Genomic DNA, 21,384 nt, shown 5'->3' on the forward strand with positions numbered 1-21,384 from the left:
CTCCTCTCCCCGCCGGGGAGAGGTCAGCCGAGCGAAGCGGAGGCTGGGTGAGGGGGCGTCTACGTCCTGGCTGGCCCAACGCAAGCGCATTGTTTCGCGGGCGCACGCACTTATTGTGCGCCGCAATGAACGCCTCTCCATCTCCCTTGCGTCTCGCCTTTGCCGGCATGGTCGCGCTCGCCGTCGCCATGGGCATCGGCCGCTTCGTCTATACGCCGATCCTGCCCGGCATGATGGAGGCGTTGCATCTGACGCCGGCCGATGCCGGCTGGATCGCCTCCGCCAATTACCTTGGCTATCTCGTCGGTGCGCTGGCTGCCGCGGGCGGCTGGGCGCATGGCCGCGAGCGCATGCTGATGTTCGCCGGCCTCGCTGCCAGCGCCTTGCTTGCCGGTCTGATGGGTGTGAGCGAGACGATGGCCGCCTTTCTCGTCATCCGTTTCCTCGCCGGCCTCGCCAGCGCCTTCGTCATGGTGTTCATGTCCTCGATCGTCTTCAGCCATCTCGCCGAAGCCGGCCGCGGCGATCTGCAGGCGCTGCATTTCGGCGGCGTCGGCCTCGGCATCGCGGCATCCTCGGCGCTGTTGGCGATCCTGGTAACCAAGCATGCCGACTGGAGCGCGGGCTGGCTCTGGTCGGGAGCGATCTCGCTGGCCGGCCTGCTTCTGGTCGCGCTGCTTGCCGGCTCCGCCAGGCCAGCCAATGGCGTTGCCGGCCGCGAGCCGGCGCTGCCCAGCGACAGGTCGTTGACCAAAATGATCGTCGCCTACGGGCTGTTCGGCTTCGGCTATGTGGTGACGGCGACGTTTCTGATCGCCATTGTCCGCCAGGGTGGCGGCAGCCGCGTCTTCGAGGCAAGCGTCTGGATGGTCGCCGGCCTCGCCGGCTTTCCTTCGACCTGGTTCTGGCAGAAGCTGGCCGGGCGGATCGGGCGCTATGCCGCCTATGCGGTCACCTGCCTGATCGAGGTGGTCGGCGTCACCGCCAGCGTCGTCGTCAAGGGCGCTGCCGGACCGCTGATCGCCGGCGTCCTGCTCGGCGGCACCTTCATCGCCATCACCGCGCTGGGGATACAGATTGGCAGGCAGCTCGCGCAGCAATCGCCGCGCCGCATCTTCGCATTGATGACGGCGGCCTTCGGTCTTGGCCAGATCGTCGGCCCGATCGCCGCCGGCCTGCTTGCCCAGGCGTCTGGCAATTATACCCTGGCCTCGATCATGGCGGCGGCGGCGCTGCTCGCCTCCGGCGTGATTGCCTGGGCGGCCGCGCCAAAATCGCCATGATTTGCGGCCTTGTTCGATGCCGGGCATCGGGCAGGGCATTTTCTTTCCCGCTAATGTGTGACCTTATGCCCGCCGAACAGCAACGCCGCTGATTTGCGGTCAGACCGAGGAAACCCGCCACAGTGTTCGTATCTTTCTTCCCGCAGCCGAAGCTTTTCTTCACCTCGGCCGCCCTCTGGAGCCTTGCGGCGATCCTGTTCTGGTTTTTCGGCGGCGAGCAACTGGGCGCCGTCTTCGGCCTGCCGCCGGCGGCGGCGGGCACGCCGCCCATCATCGGCATCGCGGTGCTGTGGTCGAAGCCGTTCCTGTGGTTCTACATCTACTTCGTCGCCTGCGTGGCGATCTTCTACGCCTTCTGGAGCTGGTACGCCCCGCACCCCTGGCAGAACTGGTCGATCCTGATGACCGCCGTCATCCTGTTCTTCATCTATTTCAACGTTCAGGTCTCGGTCGCGGTCAACAATTGGTATGGCCCGTTCTTCGACTACGTTCAGGGCTTGATGTCGGGCACAGGCAAATCGACTGACTCGGAATTTTACATAGGATTGGCCGATTTTTCCTGGCTGGCGCTGGTCGGTATGAACGTGCAGGTGGTCAATGCCTTCATCGTCAGCCACTGGATCTTCCGCTGGCGCACTGCGATGAACGATTACTTCATGGCCAACTGGGGACGGCTGCGCCACATCGAGGGCGCCTCGCAGCGTATCCAGGAAGACACGATGCGCTTCTCGCAGATCATGGAAGATCTCGGCTCGACCTTCGTCCAGTCGATCATGACTCTGATCGCCTTTCTGCCGGTCTTGATTCAACTGCAGGCCCACATCACCGAATTGCCGATCGTCGGCGCGATCCCGCAGCCGCTGGTCGTTGCCGCCTTGGGCTGGTGTCTGTTCGGGACGATCTCCGTCATGGTGGCGGGTCTCAAGCTGCCCGGCCTGCAGTTCCGCAACCAGCGGGTCGAGGCAGCCTATCGCAAGGAACTCGTCTACGGCGAAGATCACGCCGACCGGGCTCAGCCGGCGACGACGAGCCAATTATTCGCCAATGTTCGCCGCAATTATTTCAAGCTCTATTTCCACTACATCTATTTCAACGTCGTTCGTTACACCTACCTGCAGGCCGACAACATCTTCTCGTTGCTCATCCTTGGGCCCTCGCTGGTTGCGCATAAGATCACGTTCGGCGCCCTGAATCAGATATCGAACGCGTTCGGGAAGGTGACGAATTCGCTGCAATTCCTGCTGAATTCCTGGTCGACGATTGTCGAACTGCAGTCGGTGCACAAACGCTTGCGAGCCTTCGAAGCGACGCTGCAGGGCGAGGAATTACCGATTATCGATCAGCACTATCTGGAACGCGAGCAAGCTGGCATGCGTCCCGAAGATCAGCCGGTAAGCTAAGGCGCGGCCAGTCCATTCAGCCGCCCACGCTCGCTTGCGCCTGGCCGGCGCGCTGGCGTGCGACATAATCGCGGAAACTGATGCACTCGACTTGCGACATCACGCAGACCTCGCCGGCGAATCGCTCCAGCGCGTTCCAGTAGGCGCCACCGTTCATCAGCGTGAAGTGGAAGCCGAGTTCCAGCGGCAGGCGCTTGCCGTTGTACTGCGCCTCGAAGGCGGCCCGGAATGACTGATAGGCGCGCTCGGTGAACTCGCCCGCCATCGCCGGTTTCTCGGCGGCGTCTGAATGGCGGACATAGAGATTGTAGTCCATGGCAACCACCGGCTTCGCCTTCGGCCCCTCTGGAATGAGCGGCAGGGCGAAGCGGGTGATGCCGTTCCTGGTCGGCGGCAGTTCGGGGCCGTTCGAGACGCCGCTCGCGTCATATTGGAAGTCCGCCTCGGGCAGTGCATCGTAAAGCGCCTTGTCGGTCGAAAGATATGGCGCGCGGAAACCGGTCACGGCGTGACGGGCGAAATCGCGCCAGCCAGGCGGCTCGGGGGAAATGCCGTTGATCGCATAGGCGTTTTCAAAGATGCGCCGGACCGAGGCGAATTCGGCCAGCCAGTCGGCCTTGCTCCAATCCTTGCCGTCGAAATGGCCGCAGGCGTGGCTGCCGATGTCGTGGCCCTCGGCCGCGGCCAGCCGGACCTGCTCGAGCCGGTCCGCGACGTCCTGTTTCGAGGCGCCGAAGCCGACATTGGATTTGCCGGCGGCCTTGCCGGGGCCGGCATACTCCTGCCGCGTTTCCGGCGAGAGCAGGAAGACGCAGGACAGGAAATAAGTGAAATGCGCGCCGGTGCGCTTTGCCAGCGCCCGGCTTCGCTGCCATTGCGAGATCTCGCGGGCGGCGTCGAACGAGATCAGCACGACCTGCTTGGGGCTGGCCGGCGGAACGGCTGGCGGTTTCGGCGGATCGGCGAAGGCCGCATTGGCTGAGGCCAGCGAAGCAAGACTGTATGCAAGGACGCGGTACGAACGAAGCATTGGCAACTTTCTGGCGGGCCCCCCTCCGGCTGTTCGGAAGCCGGCTATCGCGCAAATGTGGCGCGGATGCGTTCGGCAAGTCCTGTGGGTGCCCGGCATTCCCAGCCGATTTTCCGGCCCGCCCCCTTCCATGCCGACAAAATTTCGCTAAAACGCGGGCTCAACAAGAAGCGCCGCGAAGGTTTGTGGCCGCAATGGTTATTGATTGATGTCGGACGACAGTTTTATCCGCGAAGTGAACGAAGAGATTCGTCGCGAGCAGGCGCAGGCGCTGTGGGACCGTTTTGGCCCGGCCATTCTGGGCATCGCCATCCTGATCGTGCTGGCGACGGCCGCCGTCGTCGGCTACCGCTACTGGGACGAGACCCGCGCCAACCGTTCGGGCGACGCTTTCTCGGCGGCCCTCAAGCTCGCCAATGACGGCAAGAACGACGAGGCGATCGCCGCTCTCGATCAGCTGGAGAAGGACGGCTACGGCGCCTATCCGCTGCTCGCCCGCATGCGCGCCGCGACCGTCAAGGCCGACAAGGGCGACGTCGACGGCGCGGTCAAGGATTTCGACGACGTCGCGGCCGACAGCGCCATTCCCGCCGGCATTCGCGACATGGCGAGGCTGAGGGCAGCCCTGCTGCTCGTCGACCACGGCTCTTACGCCGATGTCTCCAGCCGCGTCGAGGCGCTCACCGCCGACACCAACCCGCTGCGCCATTCGGCGCGCGAGGCGCTTGGCCTCGCCGCCTGGAAGGACGGCAAGTCGGCCGATGCGCTCAAACTGTTCGACCAGATCTCTTCGGATGACGGTGCCCCGCGCAATGTGCGCCAGCGGGCGCAACTGATGTCCGAGCTGATCCGCGGGTCGGGCAACGCGTCGTGACCTCGGATGGGCTTCAAAGTCGCCATCATCGGCCGGCCTAACGTCGGCAAATCGACTCTTTTCAATCGGCTGGTCGGAAAGAAGCTGGCGCTTGTCGACGACACGCCGGGCGTCACGCGCGACCGCCGCGTCCATGCGGCAAAACTCTACGATCTGCATTTCGATGTCATCGACACTGCCGGCTTCGAGGATGCGGCGGCTTCCACGCTGCCCGGCCGCATGCGCCAGCAGACGGAGATCGCCATCCGCGAGGCCGACCTCATCTTCTTCACCGTCGATGCCAAGTCCGGCCTGATGCCGGACGACCGCACCTTCGCCGACGTCGTGCGCAAATCCGGCAAGCCGGTGGTGCTCGTCGCCAACAAGGCCGAGGCGCGCGGCGCGCAAGGGGGGATGCTTGAGGCCTGGGAGCTCGGCCTTGGCGAACCGATTCCGGTCTCGGCCGAGCACGGCCAGGGCATGCCCGACCTGCGCGACGCGGTGGTCGAAGCACTTGGCAAAGAGCGTGTCTTCGGCGAGGACGACGAGGAAGACAGCGGCGAGATCGCCGCCAGCGAGGTGCTGATCGGCGAGGACATCGCCGACCCGGACGCTGAAGCACCCTATGACGACACCAAGCCGCTGCGCATCGCGGTGGTCGGCCGTCCCAATGCCGGCAAGTCGACGCTGATCAACGCGCTGATCGGCGAAGAGCGGCTGCTTACTGGACCGGAAGCCGGCATCACCCGCGATTCGATCTCGGTCGACTGGGACTGGCGCGGCCGCCGCATCAAGCTCTTCGACACCGCCGGCATGCGGCGCAAGTCGAAGGTGCAGGAGAAGCTGGAAAAGCTCTCTGTGCAGGACGGCCTGCGCGCCATCCGCTTCGCCGAGATTGTTATCATCGTGCTCGACGCCACCATCCCCTTCGAGAAGCAGGACCTCCAGATCGCCGACCTGATCATCCGCGAGGGCAGGGCGCCGGTCATCGCCTTCAACAAATGGGACCTGATCGACAATCCGCAGGAGCTTTTGTCCGAGCTGCGCGAGAAGACCGAGCGGCTGTTGCCGCAAGTGCGCGGCATCCAGGCGGTGCCGGTCTCGGCCGAGACCGGCCGCGGCCTCGACAAGCTGATGGAAAGCGTCATCAAGACGCACAAGGTGTGGAACAGCCGCGTCTCCACCGGCAAGCTCAACCGCTGGCTGGAAGGCATCCTTGCGCACCACCCGCCGCCCGCCGTCGCCGGCCGGCGGCTGAAGATCAAATACGTCACCCAGGCAAAAACCCGGCCGCCGGGTTTCGTCGTCTCCTGCTCGCGGCCGGACGCGATGTCGCAATCCTATGTCCGCTACCTGACCAACAGCCTGCGCGAGGCTTTCGACATGCCCGGCGTGCCGATCCGTATGGCGCTGCGCACCTCGGACAATCCGTTTGCGGGCAGGGCGAAGAAGCGGTGAGGTTTATCCTCCGTTGCGGGGGTAAAATCTCGCAGCGTTGGCGGGACAGCACCCCCCTCTGCCCTGCCGGGCATCTCCCCCGCAAGGGGGAGATCAGCAGCTCCGCTGACGGCGCTCGTCCTGCAACGTCGGCGATTAGCGAAAGCCTGCGCGACATCTAATCTCCCCCCTTGCGGGGGAGATGTCCGGCAGGACAGAGGGGGTGTGACGGAGCGCGACGCTGGCTACCCTGATCCCGCTCCACTTGTCCGAAAAAGTCAGGCCACCTCTCGCAACCCTTCTCCGGCTCGCGCTCCCTCCGGCAGCGTCTCCAGCGCCGCCTGCAAAAGAATCTCCGCCAGCCGCGCCGCCACCGGGTCGAGCTCGGCGTCCTTCTGGTGCAGATGCAGCGCCATCATCGGCAAGGCCGGAAGCCCTAGAACCCCCGGCGCGATCGCCCTGACATTGGCTGGCAGGCCGATATCGGTGCGGATCGTCAGGCCGAGGCCGGCCGCCACCGCCGCCCAGATGCCGCCGAGACTGGGGCTCGAGAAGGCCATGCGCCAGGCCATGCCGGCGCGATCGAGCGTTTCGGTCGCGACCGTGCGCAACAGGCATGGCGCCTCGAACACCACCAGCGGCAGCGGCTCGCCATTGCGCGGACCGGCCTCGATAGGCTTCGCCGGACCGATCCAGCGCGCCTGCACGTCGGCGACATGCCGGCTGTAGGGCAGGGTGGTGCCGTCATGCCAGGCGAGCGCGATGTCGAGATTGCCTGACAGGACACGGTCGGCCAGATCGTGACTGCGCCCGATCCGCGCTTCGATCCGCACCTTGGGATGGGCGCGGGCGAAGCGGCCGAGCACCTCGGGCAGCACGGCCTCGCCGAAATCCTCCTGCAGGCCGAGCCGCACCCAGCCTTCCAGCTCGACGTCGCGGATGGCCGCAGCCGCCTCGTCATTGAGCTCGATCAGCCGCCGCGCATAGCTAAGCATCGTCTCGCCGGCCTCGGTCAGCGCCAGGCCGCGCCCCGCCTTGCGGAAGATCGGCGTATCCGCCTGATCTTCCAGCTTCTTCAATTGCGCGCTGACGGCAGACGTCGAGCGTCCCAGCCGCTCGGCCGCCTTGGCGAAGCTGCCCAGTTCCATGCCGGTGACGAATGTTCTGAGGACATCGAGGTCGAATGTGACGCGTCGCATGAGATTGTCCTGATTCTCAGGAGTATTGATCAAAAACTTCCTGATTTTACGGATGAAGCTATGGCGCTTCATCCCATGCGTCAAGCCGGGTAACCGGCGCCACGGGAATGAACTCATGTCCGCCATCGTCACGCGCAACGACTGCCAGCCGCCAACGGCGGACCTTGCCACTACCTCCGCGCGCCGCGCCTTCGGCCCCAACCATCGCTGGAAAGTGCTGGGCATCGGCGTTGCCGCCAATGCCGGCTTTTCCGCTACCTTCTCCGGCATTCCGGCGACCGCGGTGGTGATGCGCCAGGGCTATCATCTCGACAACGCCTCGCTCGGCCTGGCGCTCGGACTGCTCGGCCTCGGCGTGGCGCTCAGCGAACTGCCCTGGGGCGTGCTCACCGACCGCTGGGGCGACCGCCGCGTGCTGTTGACCGGGCTCGGCGCGACGGCTGCATGGCTTCTCATCATGGCGCTGCTCGTCGTACCGTCGAGTACAACCATTCCCGGCGTCACGCTGCTCTCGGTGAGCCTGCTTGTCGCCGGCCTGCTCGGCGGCAGCGTCAACGGATCCAGCGGCCGTGCCATCATGGGCTGGTTCGGCGAGGGCGAGCGCGGCTTCGCCATGAGCATCAGGCAGACGGCGGTGCCGTTGGGCGGCGGGCTTGGCGCGCTCGTCCTGCCTTCGCTGGCGCTGGCTTCCGGCTTCACGGCGGTCTTCGGCCTGCTTGCGGCCGTCTCCGCGCTCTCGGCCTGTTTTGCCTGGCGCTGGCTGCATGAGCCACCGGTAGGAAGCGGCGGTCATGCCGCCACCGCCACAAGCGGCCCGGCGCCCTTGCGCAACATCGAGGTCTGGCGCATCTCGACCGCCATCGGTCTGCTCTGCTTCCCGCAGGTCGCGGTGCTGACTTTCGCCTCGGTCTTCCTGCACGACTTTGCCGGCACGGGCACCTTTGTGACCAGCGCAACCCTCGCCGCCGTGCAGACCGGAGCCATGGTGATGCGCGTCTGGAGCGGCCGCTTCACCGACCGCCACGGCAACCGCCGTCCGTTTCTGAAAGTCTGCAGCGCGTTGAGCGCGCTGGCCTTCCTGGTGCTGTGGCTGCTGGTGACCGGCGCCGCCGCAATCCCCGCGCTGCTGCCGCTGCTTCCTTTGGTGGTCGTCGTTGCCGGCATATTCGTCTCCGCCTGGCACGGCGTCGCCTATACCGAGCTTGCCACGCTTGCCGGCGCCGGCCATGTCGGCACCGCGCTCAGCCTGGCCAACAGTTTTGTGTTCGTCGGCTTCTGCCTGGTGCCGATCGCCATTCCGTGGCTGCTGGTGGGTTTTGCATGGCCGGGCGTGTGGCTCGCGGCCGCGATCTGCGCGGCGCTCGCCTGGCCGATCTTCCTGCGCCAGGCCTGATTCACCCATGCCCGATTCTTCATCGACCGCCGTGGAAACTGCAGGCCGGCTTTCCTCAAACATGAAAAGAACACGATCGATGTCGTTAACCCCGCATCAAGGTTAATGCTTCATTTTGGCTCTCCGGGGTCAGTAGCGTTCTGGAGAGTTCCGTGCATCGACGCGTTTCCATGCGGCTTGCCGCCGCCGCCGTTGCGAAAAGACGTTCCTTCCTTTCTCCTTTGGTGCTCGGGCTCGGCATGTGGATCGGCTTTCCGTCGATCGTCGCCTATCAGGATATGACCAGCCTGATCACCGGCCTGGAAACGCCCAACGCCCGCTGGAACGCCTATATCGAAAAATCCGCCGCCGGCTCGGTGCATGCCGCCGAAATGCCGTTCATCGATTCCACCGCCACCGGCTCGATCTCCGGCTCCGGCGTCAATCTGCCAGGCGTGGGCACCGTCGCCTTCCGTGGCAAGGGCAACGCCACGGGCGCCACGCCCGATGAGGATCGTGTGGTGCGCGCCGACAAGAAAGGCCGCCTCGTTCAGGTTTCGCCGGTCGCGCCGCCCAAGAATTTCAGCGCCGGCTCGATTTTCGAGCGCACCTCCTCGCTGCTGCGTCCGAGCATGGACAGCGGCCTGAAGCTCACCTTCGCCAAGCCCGGCATCAAGGGCAAGGAAGTCCAGATCGCCCAGGCCTTCCATCTGCGCGAGGACAAGAGGCCGGATCCGGATCTGCCGGCCGCCCTTGTCGCTCTCGTCAACAACGACAAGCCGGACATCCTCGCCACGGCCTATGCCCAGTCGGCGCCCGACTACGCCAAGGCTTCGCCTTTCGAGGCGCTGCTGCAGGACGATCCGAACGACGGCCGCTTCATCCCGCCGATGGGCAAGGGCGACCATGCCTGGCTGCAGAACCCTCTGCCGGCCAGCGTCTTTTCCAAGCCCGAGCAGGCGTGCCTGGCCAAGGGCATCTATTTCGAGGCGCGCAGCGAGCCGGTCCGTGGCCAGGCGGCGGTCGCCCAGGTGATCCTGAACCGCGTCCGCAATCCGGCCTATCCGAAGACCATCTGCGGCGTCGTCTACCAGAACGACGACTGGTTCAACCGCTGCCAGTTCTCCTTCGCCTGCGACGGCCGGAAGAAGACCATCACCGACCAGGCTTCCTATAAGACCGCCCAGGAGGTCGCCATGGCGGTGACCGCCGGCAAGATCTTCATTCCTGAGGTCGGCTCCTCGACGCATTACTACGCCAACTACGTCCATCCCGGCTGGGCGCGCGCCATGCAGCGCATGACCAGGATCGGCCTCCACATCTTCTACCGTACCTATGGCGGCGGCTGGAGCTGAGCCGTCGCGCGGCTTGAACTGGACCCGCCTAAACGACGCCTCCGGCTATGCTCCCGGCGGCCCGCCGCGCGTGCCGATCGGTGCGGCTTGTCGCCAGGATTCGCGCCGTCACCTCACGCGGGCGTGAAGGGCACGATGTCGCACCTCGATAAATCATTGTTTTAACAGCGAAAAATACATCGCATGGAAGTTCGGCCCGTGGCTTGACGGGCGCGGACCCTCTAACTATGTTGCCGGCGACTTTAGAAGCGGACGGACGGCAATCGTCTGCCCGGGCAGGGGGGTTGCGATGGCCAACAAAACCGGGCCAGACGGAACCGGAGAAACCGGCCGCGGCAGGCAGCCAGAAGCCACCATCCGCGACGACGAACTTGAGCGCCGCCGGCGCGATCTCGAAGCATCGCTCGCGACGAGACGCACGGACCGGCTCGAGGGGAAAGACGAAGCGAAAGCTGCGGCCGGTTACGGTCAGGCGCTGAAACTGTCCAGCGAGTTCATCGCCGGAGTGGTGGTTGGTGTCGGCTTGGGCTGGATCATCGATCGCCTGGCGGGAACCGCGCCTTGGGGTCTGATCGTGGGCCTGTTGCTTGGCTTTGGCGCCGGTATACTCAATGTCCTGCGTTCGGCGGGGCTTGCACCGGAATTCGGTCAAGGCGGCAAGCCGCGCGAGCCGAAAGAATGAAGTGGGCGCCTCCGCGCGCTGAGGTGAACTTAAGAAGCCGGTTGTGGCTTTGACGGGGATTTAAAGTGGCTGCTGCTGACAAGGTCGATCCGATCCACCAGTTCCAGATCCATCCGATCATCCCGCTGCATATCGGCGGCTACGACGTTTCGTTCACCAACTCCTCTCTGTTCATGGTCATCACGATCGTGCTGGCGTCGGCCTTCCTCTATTGGAGCACGGCCAGCCGCGCCTTGATCCCGGGGCGCCTGCAGTCGGTCTCCGAAATGGCCTATGAATTCGTCGGCAACATGCTGCGCGATGCTGCCGGCAAGCAGGGCATGCAGTTCTTTCCGCTGGTGTTCTCGCTCTTCATGTTCGTGCTGGTCGCCAACCTGATCGGCCTGTTCCCCTATTTCTTTACCGTCACCAGCCACCTCATCGTCACCTTCACGCTGGCAATCCTGGTCATCGGCACCGTCGTCGTCTACGGCTTCGCCAAGCACGGCTTCGGCTTCCTCAAGCTGTTCGTGCCGCATGGCGTGCCGGGCTATCTGCTGCCGCTGGTGGTAGCGATCGAAGTCATTTCCTTCGTCTCGCGTCCTATCAGCCTCTCGGTTCGTCTTTTCGCCAACATGCTGGCCGGGCACATCACGCTGAAAGTGTTCTCTGGCTTCGTTGTCAGCCTCAGCGCGCTGGGCGCCGTCGGCATTGCCGGTTCTGTCCTGCCTTTAGCCATGGCCGTCGCGCTGACCGCCCTTGAGCTGCTGGTCGCCTTCCTGCAGGCCTATGTCTTCGCGGTGCTGACCTGCATGTATCTGAACGACGCCCTGCACCCGAGCCACTGATCGATTTTCACCGGCGTCTCGGCGCCAGCATACCCAACGTACCAACTGCAACGAACAAGCAAACCACAGGAGTTTTGAAATGGACGCAACTGCAGCAGCTGCTATCGGCGCTGGTATCGCCTGCATCGGCATGGGCGGCGCGGGCATCGGCCTCGGCAACATCTTCGGCAGCTACCTCTCGGGCGCGCTCCGCAACCCGTCGGCTGCTGACGGCCAGTTCGGCCGCCTGATCTTCGGCTTTGCCGTGACCGAGGCTCTGGGCATCTTCTCGCTCCTCATCGCGCTGCTGCTGGTGTTCACCAAGTAAGAAGCGCGCTGACAAAAGGGGCCGCATGGTGCGGCCCCGTATGGACAGGGGAATGACATGTTCGTGACATCTGCCTTTGCGCAAGAAACCGCGCCGGCCGCGGCCGAAGGCGATACGCATGCGGGCACCGCGGTGCCTACGGCGGAACATGAAGCGTTCCCGCCGTTCGACGCCAAGACCTTCCCCTCGCAGATCCTGTGGCTGGTCATCACCTTCGGGCTCTTCTACCTGTTCCTGAAGCGCGTTGTGATGCCGCGTCTTGGCGGCATCATAGATGTCCGCAACGACCGCATCACCCAGGACCTCGACCATGCCGCAAGGCTGAAGGGCGAGGCGGATGCCGCCGTTGCCGCCTATGAGCAGGAACTGGCGGAGGCCAAGGCCAACGCCAACAAGATCGGCCAGCAGGCAAGCGACGCCGCCAAGGCTGAAGCCGAAGGCACGCGCAAGAAGCTCGAAGCCGAGCTCGAGAAGAAGCTTGGCGAGGCCGAGGCGAGCATCGCCTCGATCAAGGCCAAGGCGATGAAGGAAGTCGGCACGATCGCCGAGGACACCACGTCGGCCATCGTCGAGGCGCTTGTCGGCGGCAAGGCCGACAAATCCGAGATCGCGGCCGCGGTCAAATCCGCGAGCCGGTGAGGAGCGCATCATGACCGCTACGTCTCTTGCTACACTTTGGGCAACGATTGCCCTGATCATCTTCATCGGCGCCATCATCTATCTGAAGGTGCCGGGCATGCTCACCAAGTCGCTGGACGCCCGCGCGGCCAAGATCAGCGGTGAGCTCGAGGAGGCACGCAAGCTTCGCGAGGAGGCCCAGCAGCTGCTCGGCCAGTATCAGCAGAAGCGCAAGGAAGCCGAGAAGGAGGCCGCCGACATCGTCGCCGCCGCCAAGCGCGAGGCTGAGTTGCTTGCTTCCGAGGCGGCCAAGAAGACCGAGGACTATGTAGCCCGGCGCACCGCGCTTGCCGAGCAGAAGATCAGCCAGGCCGAGCGCGAGGCCGTCAGCGAAGTGCGCGCCAGCGCCGTCGACATCGCCGTCGAGGCCGCCCGCGCGCTGCTCGCCGCCAAGGTCGACGTGAAGGCCGGGGCGGATCTATTCAAGTCGGCGCTGGATGACGTGAAGGCCAAGTTGAACTGAGCTTATCGCTGTCACCAATCAGAAAGCCGCCTGGGCAACCCGGCGGCTTTTTTGTTGTTGAAGGATCACAGCAGTGCGTCGCAAGCCAAGCGGCTAACCTGGAGCGTTTCACCGTTTCACGGAAACGGTGAACCGCTCTATCCCTTTGTTTTTACGCAATACCGGACGGAAAACCGCTCACACTTTTCCTGGAATTGCTCTAACGCGTGCCGCCATTCCGTCATGAATAGCCAGAGCCGCATGGCGGGCTACAGCGTGACGGAGAGTATGCTGCCGAGAGCGTTCATGACGAGTTCACGGCTATGCCGCACGTGCCGCAAGGCCGCATTCTCTGATGCCTTGGCATCCCCTGCCACGAGCGCGTCGATCAATTCCTCATGCTGTTGCCGTTGGAGCTCGTGGTCCAGCAGCAAGCGCTGCCGATCTTGGCTGGAGAACAATCCGATGTGAAGCAATCTCTGCATTTCATCGAGCAAGGACTCGATAACCCGAGCCATCCGCTCGTTTCCGGACGCCCGAGCGATCTCGACATGAAAGTCTCTGTTGTTCTTCAGGAATTGCAGATCGTCAGGCGTATCGTCCCGAAGGAATGGGCCGGCGCCCAGTGTACGAAGCGCCTTCTCATCGACACGCCCCGCGGCAGCGTATGCCGCGGCAGGTTCCAGCAGCATTCTAAGGTCGAAAACGTCGTTCGCAGTCCTGCCGCTGACCGGGGCAACGATGTAGCCGCGTCGGGGGATGGTGTTGACCAGCCCTTCCTGGCTAAGTCTCGACAAAGCTGAGCGTATAGGTGCAAGGCCGAGTCTGTAGTGGTTGGCCAATCCCGCTTCGGTGACTTCAGCTCCGGGCTTCAATCTGCACAGGATCACGTCGTTCTTGATGAGGTCGTAGGCCTCATCAGTCAGACGTCGCCGCGGCGGCAATGCGAAATTACCTTCTTCGTTCATCGTCCAACCGTGGCCAGTCGTAGCAGAGCGTACCGATCGAACACACTTGACATATTTGGTCGTTTCGCGCTACAAGAAATATCCGTGAAATGTTACAAAAATTTCAGTGTTGACCCTAGCTGCTCGATATGGTCGGAGCGATGGAAGACGTCCCGCTTGCCGGTTCGAAAAACGGCACGAATGATGGCAGTGTCGCGCCGATATCCGACGCCGATATCCTGTGCCGGCTCACCGCGACTGAGCTCACGAGCCTCTATCTGAAGCGAAAGGCCTCACCGGTTGAGGTCGTCCGATCCGTACTCGCCAGGGCGGCGAGCATCAATGAGCAGTTCAACGCCTTTGTCTTCCTGGACGATGAGGGAGCCATGGCCGCCGCCAAAGAATCCGAACGGAGATGGCTGAACGGCGCGGCGCTCGGTCCTCTCGACGGAATTCCAGCTACGATCAAGGATTTGATGACGGTCAAAGACTGGCCCACGCGCTTCGGCAGCACGGTTACAGCTGGCGAGTGTTCTCAAGTCGATGCTCCTTCTGTTGAAGCATTACGAGCGGTCGGCGCCGTGTTGATTGGAGCAACCACAACGCCAGAGTTCGGTTGGAAAGCTGTTACCGACAGCCCATTGTCTGGAGCGACGTCGAACCCGTGGGATCCGAAGTTGACATGCGGAGGATCGTCGGGAGGCGCATCTGTTGCCGCGCTCACCGGTTGCGGAAATCTGCATCTTGGCACAGACGGGGGCGGGTCGGTGCGAATACCTGCCGCTTTCACCGGGGTGGTCGGCCACAAGCCTAGCTTTGGCCGGGTGCCGTACTATCCGCCAAGCGCGTTCGGCACTCTCGGTCACATCGGGCCAATTGCTCGTACGGTCGAGGATGCTGCGCTGATGCTCGGCAGCATGACGGTCCGCGACCCACGGGACTGGAACCAGCCTGCAACGGAATTCGCATCCCCGGTGCTCGACCGGCGGAGGGAATGGCGGGGTTCGCGGATCGGCCTATGGTCAAAGCCGATCGTTGGCGAAGTCGATCCGGAAATCCTCGCCGCGGTGGTTCGGGTCGCCCACCTGCTGGAGGAGGCGGGTGCGGCGGTCGAACCGATCAGCCTGCCGGGTGGAGACGTATTGGCGACCTTCAACATCCTCTGGTTTGCCGGTGCGGCAAACAGGGTGTCCAAGATCGCCGACAAAGACCGACTGCAACTCGATCCGGGTTTGCTTCGTGCAGCGGAAATCGGCGGATGCTTCGCGGCGTCTGAGTATGCGCAAGCGCTATTGCACCGTTCGGTCTTCGGCGGCGAAATGGATCGGCTTCTCAAGACCTATGATTTCGTGATCTCGCCGACCGTGCCGGTCACAGCCTTTCCGCTTATGCACGATGTCCCGCCTGGATCTACTTACCAGGAATGGACCGAGTGGGCATGTTTCAATTTTCCCATAAACCTCAGCCAGCAGCCCGCATGTTCTGTGCCCATTGGCCTAACCACTGGCGGGCTTCCAATCGGATTTCAGATTGTCGGCGCGAGAGGAGCGGACGCGGACGTATTAGGCGCAGCCATGCAAGTGATGGAATTTGTGGGGAAGATAGACGGCTTTTCGTCATAAATGCGGGAGGAGAAAGATATGAATTCGAATACGATCACATGTATCGAAGATCTCCGGCAGCTTCACAGGAGGAGAGTTCCCAGAGCATTCTTCGACTACGCCGATCGCGGTTCGTATAGCGAGCAGACCTTGCGCGAGAATCGAGCGGACTTCGAAAAGATCAAATTCCGGCAGCGTGTTCTGGTCGATGTATCCAGGAGGAACACGTCTACCGTACTGCTGGGCGAGGCAATTTCAGTGCCGCTCGTTCTGGCACCAGTCGGCTTGGGAGGGCTTCAATATGCCGACGGGGAAATTCACGCTTGTCGCGCTGCGCAGACGGCGGGCATTCCATACACGTTATCGATTATGTCGATCTGCTCGATGGAGGATGTCGCAGCCGCTGTCAAAAAACCCTTCTGGTTTCAACTGAGTTTGCTAAAGGACCGCGGCTTCGTCAGATCGCTCGTGGAACGCGCGATCGCCGTGAAATGCGACGCGATTGTCCTGACGGTGGACCTGCCGGTGTTGGCGCAACGACATGCCGACATCAAGAACGGCATGACGGTGCCGCCGAAGTGGACTTTCGGCAAGTTTGTCGACTTTGCGAGCAGGCCGGCATGGGTCGCCAGCGTGATGCGCGGCAAGAGGAAGACGTTCGGGAATCTCGTCGGACAATCCGGCAACCAAAAGATAGAATCGCTTGCCGCATGGATGAATGAGCAATTCGGCACGAGCCCGACGTTGAAAGACGTGGAGTGGGTTCGAAGCATATGGCCTGGAAAGTTGATCGTTAAGGGCATCGGCGACGCCAATGATGCGCGTGACCTCGCGAAAATTGGGGTGCAAGGCCTGGTGGTTTCAAACCATGGCGGACGTCAACTTGACGGTGGCAGATCCACGATCTCGGTGCTGCCCGAAATTGCGGATGCGGTGGGCGCCGATCTGGAAGTTCTGGTAGATGGAGGGGTTCGCTCCGGCCAGGATGTGATGCGCGCGTTGGCTCTCGGGGCAAAGGCGTGCATGATCGGCAGGGCTTATGTTCACGGCCTGGGTGCCGCGGGCGAACAAGGAGTTGCCAAGGCCATCGATCTCATTCGCAAGGAATTCGACGTCACAATGGGCCTGACCGGAACCGTCCGGGTTGATGAAATAGATCGCCGAATACTCGCCTAGCTGTCTGCGTCGGACAACGAGGGGAGATCAGCAGTCGCCGTCACTCCAACCCGGCCAAGCTCTCTTCTTCCTCAACCGCTTCCGCCCCGCCCAGCCTGAACGGCGCGAACGAGGTCCGGTGCAGCCTTGCCACCGGGCCATGCGCCTCGATGGCGGTGCGGTGCCGGACCGTGGCATAGCCCATATGCACCTCGAAGCCGTAATGCGCATGGTGTCCGCCGCAGCCGCACATCATGCGGTCGCGCATCACCTTGGCGACGATCGAGGCCGCGGCGATCGACTGCGAGCGCTGGTCGCCCTTGATCAGCGCCCGGCCTTCGCAGGCGAGGCCGGGTGGAACGTCGCGGCCGTCGGCCAGGGCGAGTTTCGGCTGCAGCGAGAGACCCGCGGCGGCGCGGCGCATCGCTTCGAGACTCGCTTTCAGGATGTTGCTGTTGTCGATGCCCTCGGCGCTGATCGAGGCCATCGAGACGCTGAGCGCCGAGCCGAGAATCTTGAGAAACAGCGCCTCTCGCTGCAAATGGGTCAGGCGCTTGGAATCGTCGAGGCCCTCAGGAATATTGGCGGGGTTGAGCACCACCGCCGCCGCCACCACCGGCCCGGCGAGCGGACCGCGGCCTGCCTCGTCCATGCCGGCGACCGGCCACAGCCCATCGGCCATCGCCTTCGTCTCGATCGAGAAGTCGGGCTTCTCGACCATTTCAAAGAGAAGCGGAGAATCGGAACGCGCGCGAGCCATGGTGCGGCGAGGTTCGCATCGGCTCCGATTCTCCGCAAGTCCCTCCGGGTCGGGTGGGGCGCCGGACCGGGAGGGCACCGTCTCACAGCCGGGGGACAGGGGCCGGACGGGATTCTTGAAACAGGTAGCAATCCCAGACGGAAAACCGCTTTGCCTGGAACTGCTTAGGGCCGGCCGTCACGGCCGGCGCCATCTTCAAAGCAGCATCAACTGCTCGCTGGCGCCGGAGCCTGCGACGAATTGATCGATGCGAAGCTGCCGTCGTTCGGCATTGAGGCCGAGGCGCTTGGCGGCGATCTCGAAGCGGCGGCCAATCTGCCAGGCATAGGGGCCGGCGCCCTTCATGCGCTTGCCCCATTCGGAATCGTAGTCCTTGCCGTCGCGCATCGAACGGATCAGCGACATCACATGCCGGTAGCGGTCCGGATAGTGCCGCAACAGCCAGTCCTTGAAGATCGGCGCCACTTCGAGCGGCAGGCGCAGGATGACGTAGCCTGCCTCCCGGGCGCCGGCGGCACGGGCCGAATCGAGGATGCGCTCCATCTCCGGATCGTTGAGGCCGGGAATGATCGGCGCCACCATCACCGAGGCCGGGATGCCGGCGTCCGACAACTGCCTGATCGCCTCCAGCCGTTTCGTCGGCGTCGACGCGCGCGGCTCCATGGTTCTGGCCAGCATGCGGTCCATCGTCGTCACCGACAGCGCCACCTTGGCAAGACCGCGCTCGGCCATGCGCGACAGGATGTCGATGTCGCGCGTCACCAGCGCCGACTTCGTCACGATGCCGACCGGGTGGCCACGCGCCTCCAGCACCTCGAGGATCTCGCGCATGATCCGGTACTGCTTCTCGATCGGCTGATAGGGATCGGTGTTGGTGCCGATGGCGATCGTGCGCGGCTGGTAACCCGGCTTCGACAATTCCCGGTCCAGCATGCGCGCCGCATCCGGCTTGGCGAACAGCTTCGATTCGAAATCCAGCCCCGGCGACAGACCCATGAAGGCATGCGTCGGCCGGGCGAAGCAGTAGACACAGCCATGCTCGCAGCCGCGATAGGGATTGATCGAACGGTCGAAGGAAATGTCCGGCGATTCGTTGCGGGTGATGATGGTGCGCGGCTTCTCGACCTGCACCTCGGTCTTGAAGGGCGGCAACTCTTCCAGCGAGTTCCACCCGTCGTCGAAGACATGCCGGCTGACCGGCTCGAACCGGCCGGACGGGTTGATGCCGGCCGAGCGGCCGCGATTGCGGTCGGGCCGCACGCGCATGCCGCTCTGCTCGATCATCGCGTTTGCCATCTCGGCTCTGCCTGCTCCGAAAGCGGCAATGTCGGCGCGCACGATCTGTTCCATTTTCGCCCTCTCCCAGGGACTGTCGGCAGGCTGTCGAATCGCTCTGTTCATGAAACTATTCCTATTTTCTTGACGAGAACAAAGCAAGAACTTTTTCGGCTGGAAGCGTGAACTGGCGCAAGCCTCCGCTTTCCGCTATTCGGCTAGGCATGCTCAGCGTTCTCATTGAGACCCGGAACGACGAAGAGGGACTTGCCCGCACGCTCGCCTCGCTGGTCGGCGGCGCGGTCGAGGGCGTCGTGCGCGACGTCATCGTCTGCGATCAGGGCTCCACCGACCAGACGCACCGCGTTGCCGAGCATGCCGGCTGTCACTATGTGACCAGCGGCATCGGCGCCGGCATCGGCCAGGCCAAGGGCGACTGGCTGCTGCTTCTGGAACCCGGCGCCCGGCTCGCCGAAGGCTGGATTGACGAAGTCGTCGCCCACACGGCGAAGCAAACCATGCCGGCACGCTTTTCGCGTGCCCGCGCCGATCGCGCGCCTTTCCTGGCCCGCGTCTTTTCGGGCAACCGTGCGCTGGCCGAGGGTCTTGTCATCAGCAAGCGCCAAGCCTCCGCTCTGGCAAAGAGCGCGCGCAGCGCCGAAGCCTTGGCCAGGGGGCTCGCGACCAGGCGGCTGAACGCCGAAATCTGGGTGGCGCCGCCGAAGTGACGCCGGCATATCGGCTTGGATCGGTGGAGCGGTGAGGCGGGTTCACAGCCCCCGAATTTCCACCGGCATCCAGGCGCTGCGGCGCCTGGCCAGGCGTTGCTCCCGGTTCTCGGCATCGTAGCGGACCGGGATAGGCTTGCGGGAGAACTGCTCGCGATCGTCGAGCGCGTTGACGATAACGATCGCCCTGGCGTCTTCGCCTTCTCCGGCGACTGCCGCGACATAGACGCCGCACTCGCGGCAGACGAGATAGTCGGCTGTGCGCAGGCCGAAGCGATAGGTCTGCAGGCGTTCCCTGTCGGTGACCGAGATAGCCAGCCTGCCGTTCGGATCGGCGGCCGCGCGCGAGCCGTGCCGGGTGCAGAACGAGCACTGGCAGGCGCGGACTTCCAGTTCGGCCGGGTCGAGAGTGGTGGAGAAATTCAGGCGGATATTACCGCAATGGCAGCCGCCGCTGTGAACGCCCATGATGGATTGTCCCTTGTTCGCGCACACAAGGTACTTTGCCGGCGCCGGCTTCGAAATGGCGCCACAAAGCCGTCAGTGCCTTTCGGCCTGTAAAGTAGAGGCCGACCGGGTGCTTTGCCTATGCTTATGAGGCAGGCTTGCCGCCGCGCCTGAGATGCTCGTCCAGCCGCGGCATGATCTCGACGAAGTTGCAGGGCATGTGGCGGTAGTCGAGCTGAGCCTTGATGATGCCGTCCCAGGCGTCCTTGCAGGCGCCGGGTGAGCCCGGCAGCACGAAGACGAAGGTGGCGTTGACGACCCCGCCGGTCGCCCGGCTCTGGATCGTCGAGGTGCCGATCTTGTCGTAGGAGATGCGGTGGAAGACTTCCGAAAAGCCGTCCATGCGCTTTTCGAAGATCGGCTCCAGCGCTTCCGGTGTCACGTCGCGGCCGGTGAAGCCGGTGCCGCCGGTGGTGATGACGACATCAATGGTTTCGTCCTTCGACCAGCCGAGCACCTTGTCGCGGATCTTCTCGCGGTCGTCGGTCACGATGTCGCGCGCGGCAAGCACATGGCCGGCTTGCGTGATGCGGTCGGCCAGCGTCTGGCCGGATTTGTCGTCGGCAAGGCTGCGGGTGTCGGAGACGGTCAGCACCGCGATGCGCACCGGGATGAAAGGCCGGCTCTCGTCAAGCTTCGCCATCGCTCCCCTCCATGCTGCGGGTGGCGGCCACGAACCAGTCGGGGTGGCGCGCGCGGATCGCGATCGCCCCGCGCTTGGCGACATTGCCGGTCTCGAACAGGCCGAAGCACGTGGCGCCGGAGCCCGACATGCGCGCGAAGGCGGCGTCAGCACGTTTGAGTGCGTTGAGCGCTTCGCCGATCGCTGGTTGGATCGATCGGGCAGGGGGCTCGAGATCGTTGCGGGTCGTCTCCAGCCAGTTGCGGATGGCGTGGAATTCGAGGCGCTTCGGCAGCAGCGGCAGCGGCGGCAGCGGCGGCAGCGCCGCGTTGTCGCGGCTGGAGAGCGCCTTGAACACGTCCGGCGTCGAGACGGCAACGCCCGGATTGACCAGGACGAGGCCGAGCGCCGGGAACGCGGAGAGCGGCGACACCTCGTCGCCGATGCCGCGCGCGACAAGCGGCTTCGACTTCAGGCACATCGGCAGGTCGGCGCCGAGCGAAAGCCCGATCCGGGCCAGCGAAGTGTCGTCGATATCGAGCTTCCAGATCCGCGCGAGGCCGTTGAGCGCGGCCGCGGCGTCGCTCGACCCGCCGCCGACGCCCGAGGCGACCGGCAGGTTCTTTTCCAGCCTGATGGCGACGGGCGGCGTGCGCTGCGCGCCGGCTTCCCGGCGCAGGGCATCGCGCGCCTTCACCACCAGATTGCCGTCGCCGAGCGGCAGGCCGGCGGCATATCGGCCGGATACGGAGAACTCGTCGTGCTCCGCCGGCTCGATCTCGAGCCGGTCGCCAAAGCGTGTGAAGACGGCAAGGCTGTCGATGAGATGATAGCCGTCGTCGCGCCGGCCGGTGACATGCAGCGCCAGGTTGATCTTGGCCGGCGCGAGCCACGTCCGGACCTCTGTGCCGGGCTCCAGGATGT

The 21,384-nt window shown here is 64.0% G+C and carries 22 protein-coding genes; 14 read left to right on the forward strand and 8 right to left on the reverse strand.

What is annotated here, in order from left to right:
* Positions 1-125 precede the first annotated feature (125 nt).
* On the forward strand, positions 126-1,283 hold the full coding sequence (locus tag EN852_RS05160) for a YbfB/YjiJ family MFS transporter (RefSeq protein WP_246694178.1): 1,158 nt from the start codon (positions 126-128) through the stop codon (positions 1,281-1,283).
* 122 nt (positions 1,284-1,405) lie between these two features.
* Entirely contained in the window at positions 1,406-2,683 is a 1,278-nt protein-coding gene (gene sbmA, locus EN852_RS05165) for a peptide antibiotic transporter SbmA (RefSeq protein ID WP_127875501.1), read from the forward strand.
* A 16-nt stretch (positions 2,684-2,699) separates the two neighbouring features.
* On the opposite strand, the gene EN852_RS05170 is transcribed toward sbmA, so the two are convergent.
* A complete protein-coding gene (locus EN852_RS05170; protein ID WP_127875500.1) occupies positions 2,700-3,713 on the reverse strand; it encodes a polysaccharide deacetylase family protein in 1,014 nt (337 codons plus the stop codon).
* A gap of 208 nt (positions 3,714-3,921) precedes the next feature.
* Here EN852_RS05170 and EN852_RS05175 point away from each other — a divergent pair, with 208 nt between their 5' ends.
* The gene (locus EN852_RS05175; RefSeq protein WP_127875499.1) at positions 3,922-4,587 is read left to right on the forward strand and encodes a tetratricopeptide repeat protein; all 666 of its coding nucleotides are present in this window, start codon (positions 3,922-3,924) and stop codon (positions 4,585-4,587) included.
* Between the two features lie 6 nt (positions 4,588-4,593).
* Positions 4,594-6,024, forward strand: coding sequence for a ribosome biogenesis GTPase Der (gene der, locus EN852_RS05180; RefSeq protein ID WP_127875498.1), 1,431 nt, complete (start codon positions 4,594-4,596; stop codon positions 6,022-6,024).
* A 257-nt stretch (positions 6,025-6,281) separates the two neighbouring features.
* Here the strand turns inward: der and EN852_RS05185 are convergent, their stop codons facing one another.
* Positions 6,282-7,202, reverse strand: a complete 921-nt coding sequence (locus EN852_RS05185; RefSeq protein ID WP_127875497.1) for a LysR substrate-binding domain-containing protein — start codon at positions 7,200-7,202, stop codon at positions 6,282-6,284.
* 115 nt (positions 7,203-7,317) lie between these two features.
* Here EN852_RS05185 and EN852_RS05190 point away from each other — a divergent pair, with 115 nt between their 5' ends.
* The 7 genes from EN852_RS05190 (at position 7,318) to EN852_RS05220 (ending at position 12,886) form a co-directional block, all read left to right on the forward strand.
* A complete protein-coding gene (locus EN852_RS05190) occupies positions 7,318-8,595 on the forward strand; it encodes an MFS transporter (RefSeq protein WP_127875496.1) in 1,278 nt (425 codons plus the stop codon).
* A 152-nt stretch (positions 8,596-8,747) separates the two neighbouring features.
* Positions 8,748-9,929 carry a cell wall hydrolase gene (locus tag EN852_RS05195; RefSeq protein WP_127875495.1) on the forward strand — a complete coding sequence of 394 codons (1,182 nt, stop codon included), beginning with the start codon at positions 8,748-8,750 and terminating at the stop codon, positions 9,927-9,929.
* Positions 9,930-10,218: 289 nt separating this feature from the next.
* Positions 10,219-10,611 carry an AtpZ/AtpI family protein gene (locus tag EN852_RS05200; protein ID WP_042641414.1) on the forward strand — a complete coding sequence of 131 codons (393 nt, stop codon included), beginning with the start codon at positions 10,219-10,221 and terminating at the stop codon, positions 10,609-10,611.
* 65 nt (positions 10,612-10,676) lie between these two features.
* Positions 10,677-11,438, forward strand: coding sequence for a F0F1 ATP synthase subunit A (locus EN852_RS05205; protein ID WP_127875494.1), 762 nt, complete (start codon positions 10,677-10,679; stop codon positions 11,436-11,438).
* A 79-nt stretch (positions 11,439-11,517) separates the two neighbouring features.
* Complete coding sequence (locus tag EN852_RS05210) at positions 11,518-11,745, forward strand: F0F1 ATP synthase subunit C (protein WP_095816382.1); 228 nt, start codon at positions 11,518-11,520, stop codon at positions 11,743-11,745.
* A 57-nt stretch (positions 11,746-11,802) separates the two neighbouring features.
* Positions 11,803-12,384, forward strand: a complete 582-nt coding sequence (locus tag EN852_RS05215) for a F0F1 ATP synthase subunit B (RefSeq protein WP_127875493.1) — start codon at positions 11,803-11,805, stop codon at positions 12,382-12,384.
* A 10-nt stretch (positions 12,385-12,394) separates the two neighbouring features.
* A complete protein-coding gene (locus tag EN852_RS05220) occupies positions 12,395-12,886 on the forward strand; it encodes a F0F1 ATP synthase subunit B (RefSeq protein ID WP_127875492.1) in 492 nt (163 codons plus the stop codon).
* Between the two features lie 248 nt (positions 12,887-13,134).
* Here the strand turns inward: EN852_RS05220 and EN852_RS05225 are convergent, their stop codons facing one another.
* A complete protein-coding gene (locus EN852_RS05225; RefSeq protein WP_127875491.1) occupies positions 13,135-13,833 on the reverse strand; it encodes a GntR family transcriptional regulator in 699 nt (232 codons plus the stop codon).
* A gap of 140 nt (positions 13,834-13,973) precedes the next feature.
* On the opposite strand from EN852_RS05225, the gene EN852_RS05230 reads away from it, so the two are divergent.
* Both EN852_RS05230 and EN852_RS05235 read left to right on the forward strand, forming a co-directional pair.
* The gene (locus tag EN852_RS05230; RefSeq protein WP_127875490.1) at positions 13,974-15,434 is read left to right on the forward strand and encodes an amidase; all 1,461 of its coding nucleotides are present in this window, start codon (positions 13,974-13,976) and stop codon (positions 15,432-15,434) included.
* 18 nt (positions 15,435-15,452) lie between these two features.
* On the forward strand, positions 15,453-16,589 hold the full coding sequence (locus EN852_RS05235; protein ID WP_127875489.1) for an alpha-hydroxy acid oxidase: 1,137 nt from the start codon (positions 15,453-15,455) through the stop codon (positions 16,587-16,589).
* 40 nt (positions 16,590-16,629) lie between these two features.
* On the opposite strand, the gene EN852_RS05240 is transcribed toward EN852_RS05235, so the two are convergent.
* Both EN852_RS05240 and EN852_RS05245 read right to left on the reverse strand, forming a co-directional pair.
* Entirely contained in the window at positions 16,630-17,328 is a 699-nt protein-coding gene (locus EN852_RS05240) for a ribonuclease HII (RefSeq protein ID WP_127875488.1), read from the reverse strand.
* A gap of 195 nt (positions 17,329-17,523) precedes the next feature.
* Positions 17,524-18,678: a PA0069 family radical SAM protein gene (locus EN852_RS05245; RefSeq protein ID WP_127875487.1), complete on the reverse strand. Its 1,155-nt coding sequence runs from the start codon at positions 18,676-18,678 to the stop codon at positions 17,524-17,526.
* Between the two features lie 149 nt (positions 18,679-18,827).
* Here EN852_RS05245 and EN852_RS05250 point away from each other — a divergent pair, with 149 nt between their 5' ends.
* On the forward strand, positions 18,828-19,331 hold the full coding sequence (locus tag EN852_RS05250; protein WP_127875486.1) for a glycosyltransferase: 504 nt from the start codon (positions 18,828-18,830) through the stop codon (positions 19,329-19,331).
* 42 nt (positions 19,332-19,373) lie between these two features.
* On the opposite strand, the gene EN852_RS05255 is transcribed toward EN852_RS05250, so the two are convergent.
* From EN852_RS05255 to EN852_RS05265, 3 genes are all read right to left on the reverse strand, one after another.
* Positions 19,374-19,799 carry an aldehyde-activating protein gene (locus EN852_RS05255; protein ID WP_127875485.1) on the reverse strand — a complete coding sequence of 142 codons (426 nt, stop codon included), beginning with the start codon at positions 19,797-19,799 and terminating at the stop codon, positions 19,374-19,376.
* Between the two features lie 124 nt (positions 19,800-19,923).
* Complete coding sequence (moaB, locus tag EN852_RS05260) at positions 19,924-20,481, reverse strand: molybdenum cofactor biosynthesis protein B (protein ID WP_127875484.1); 558 nt, start codon at positions 20,479-20,481, stop codon at positions 19,924-19,926.
* On the reverse strand, positions 20,468-21,379 hold the full coding sequence (locus EN852_RS05265; protein WP_127875483.1) for a 4-(cytidine 5'-diphospho)-2-C-methyl-D-erythritol kinase: 912 nt from the start codon (positions 21,377-21,379) through the stop codon (positions 20,468-20,470). Before EN852_RS05265 ends, moaB begins: the two co-directional genes overlap by 14 nt.
* Positions 21,380-21,384: the final 5 nt, after the last annotated feature.

Origin of the sequence: Mesorhizobium sp. M2E.F.Ca.ET.209.01.1.1 (genome assembly GCF_004010375.2) — a bacterium.
Taxonomy (GTDB): Bacteria; Pseudomonadota; Alphaproteobacteria; order Rhizobiales; family Rhizobiaceae; genus Mesorhizobium.

Coding starts and splice junctions, on each gene's coding strand:
- EN852_RS05160 (WP_246694178.1), top strand. CDS start 126: ATGAACGCCTCTCCATCTCCCTTGCGTCTCGCCTTTGCCGGCATGGTC.
- EN852_RS05170 (WP_127875500.1), bottom strand. CDS start 3,713: ATGCTTCGTTCGTACCGCGTCCTTGCATACAGTCTTGCTTCGCTGGCC.
- EN852_RS05175 (WP_127875499.1), top strand. CDS start 3,922: ATGTCGGACGACAGTTTTATCCGCGAAGTGAACGAAGAGATTCGTCGC.
- der (WP_127875498.1), top strand. CDS start 4,594: ATGGGCTTCAAAGTCGCCATCATCGGCCGGCCTAACGTCGGCAAATCG.
- EN852_RS05185 (WP_127875497.1), bottom strand. CDS start 7,202: ATGCGACGCGTCACATTCGACCTCGATGTCCTCAGAACATTCGTCACC.
- EN852_RS05190 (WP_127875496.1), top strand. CDS start 7,318: ATGTCCGCCATCGTCACGCGCAACGACTGCCAGCCGCCAACGGCGGAC.
- EN852_RS05200 (WP_042641414.1), top strand. CDS start 10,219: ATGGCCAACAAAACCGGGCCAGACGGAACCGGAGAAACCGGCCGCGGC.
- EN852_RS05210 (WP_095816382.1), top strand. CDS start 11,518: ATGGACGCAACTGCAGCAGCTGCTATCGGCGCTGGTATCGCCTGCATC.
- EN852_RS05215 (WP_127875493.1), top strand. CDS start 11,803: ATGTTCGTGACATCTGCCTTTGCGCAAGAAACCGCGCCGGCCGCGGCC.
- EN852_RS05220 (WP_127875492.1), top strand. CDS start 12,395: ATGACCGCTACGTCTCTTGCTACACTTTGGGCAACGATTGCCCTGATC.
- EN852_RS05225 (WP_127875491.1), bottom strand. CDS start 13,833: ATGAACGAAGAAGGTAATTTCGCATTGCCGCCGCGGCGACGTCTGACT.
- EN852_RS05230 (WP_127875490.1), top strand. CDS start 13,974: ATGGAAGACGTCCCGCTTGCCGGTTCGAAAAACGGCACGAATGATGGC.
- EN852_RS05235 (WP_127875489.1), top strand. CDS start 15,453: ATGAATTCGAATACGATCACATGTATCGAAGATCTCCGGCAGCTTCAC.
- EN852_RS05240 (WP_127875488.1), bottom strand. CDS start 17,328: ATGGCTCGCGCGCGTTCCGATTCTCCGCTTCTCTTTGAAATGGTCGAG.
- EN852_RS05245 (WP_127875487.1), bottom strand. CDS start 18,678: ATGGAACAGATCGTGCGCGCCGACATTGCCGCTTTCGGAGCAGGCAGA.
- EN852_RS05250 (WP_127875486.1), top strand. CDS start 18,828: ATGCTCAGCGTTCTCATTGAGACCCGGAACGACGAAGAGGGACTTGCC.
- EN852_RS05255 (WP_127875485.1), bottom strand. CDS start 19,799: ATGGGCGTTCACAGCGGCGGCTGCCATTGCGGTAATATCCGCCTGAAT.
- moaB (WP_127875484.1), bottom strand. CDS start 20,481: ATGGCGAAGCTTGACGAGAGCCGGCCTTTCATCCCGGTGCGCATCGCG.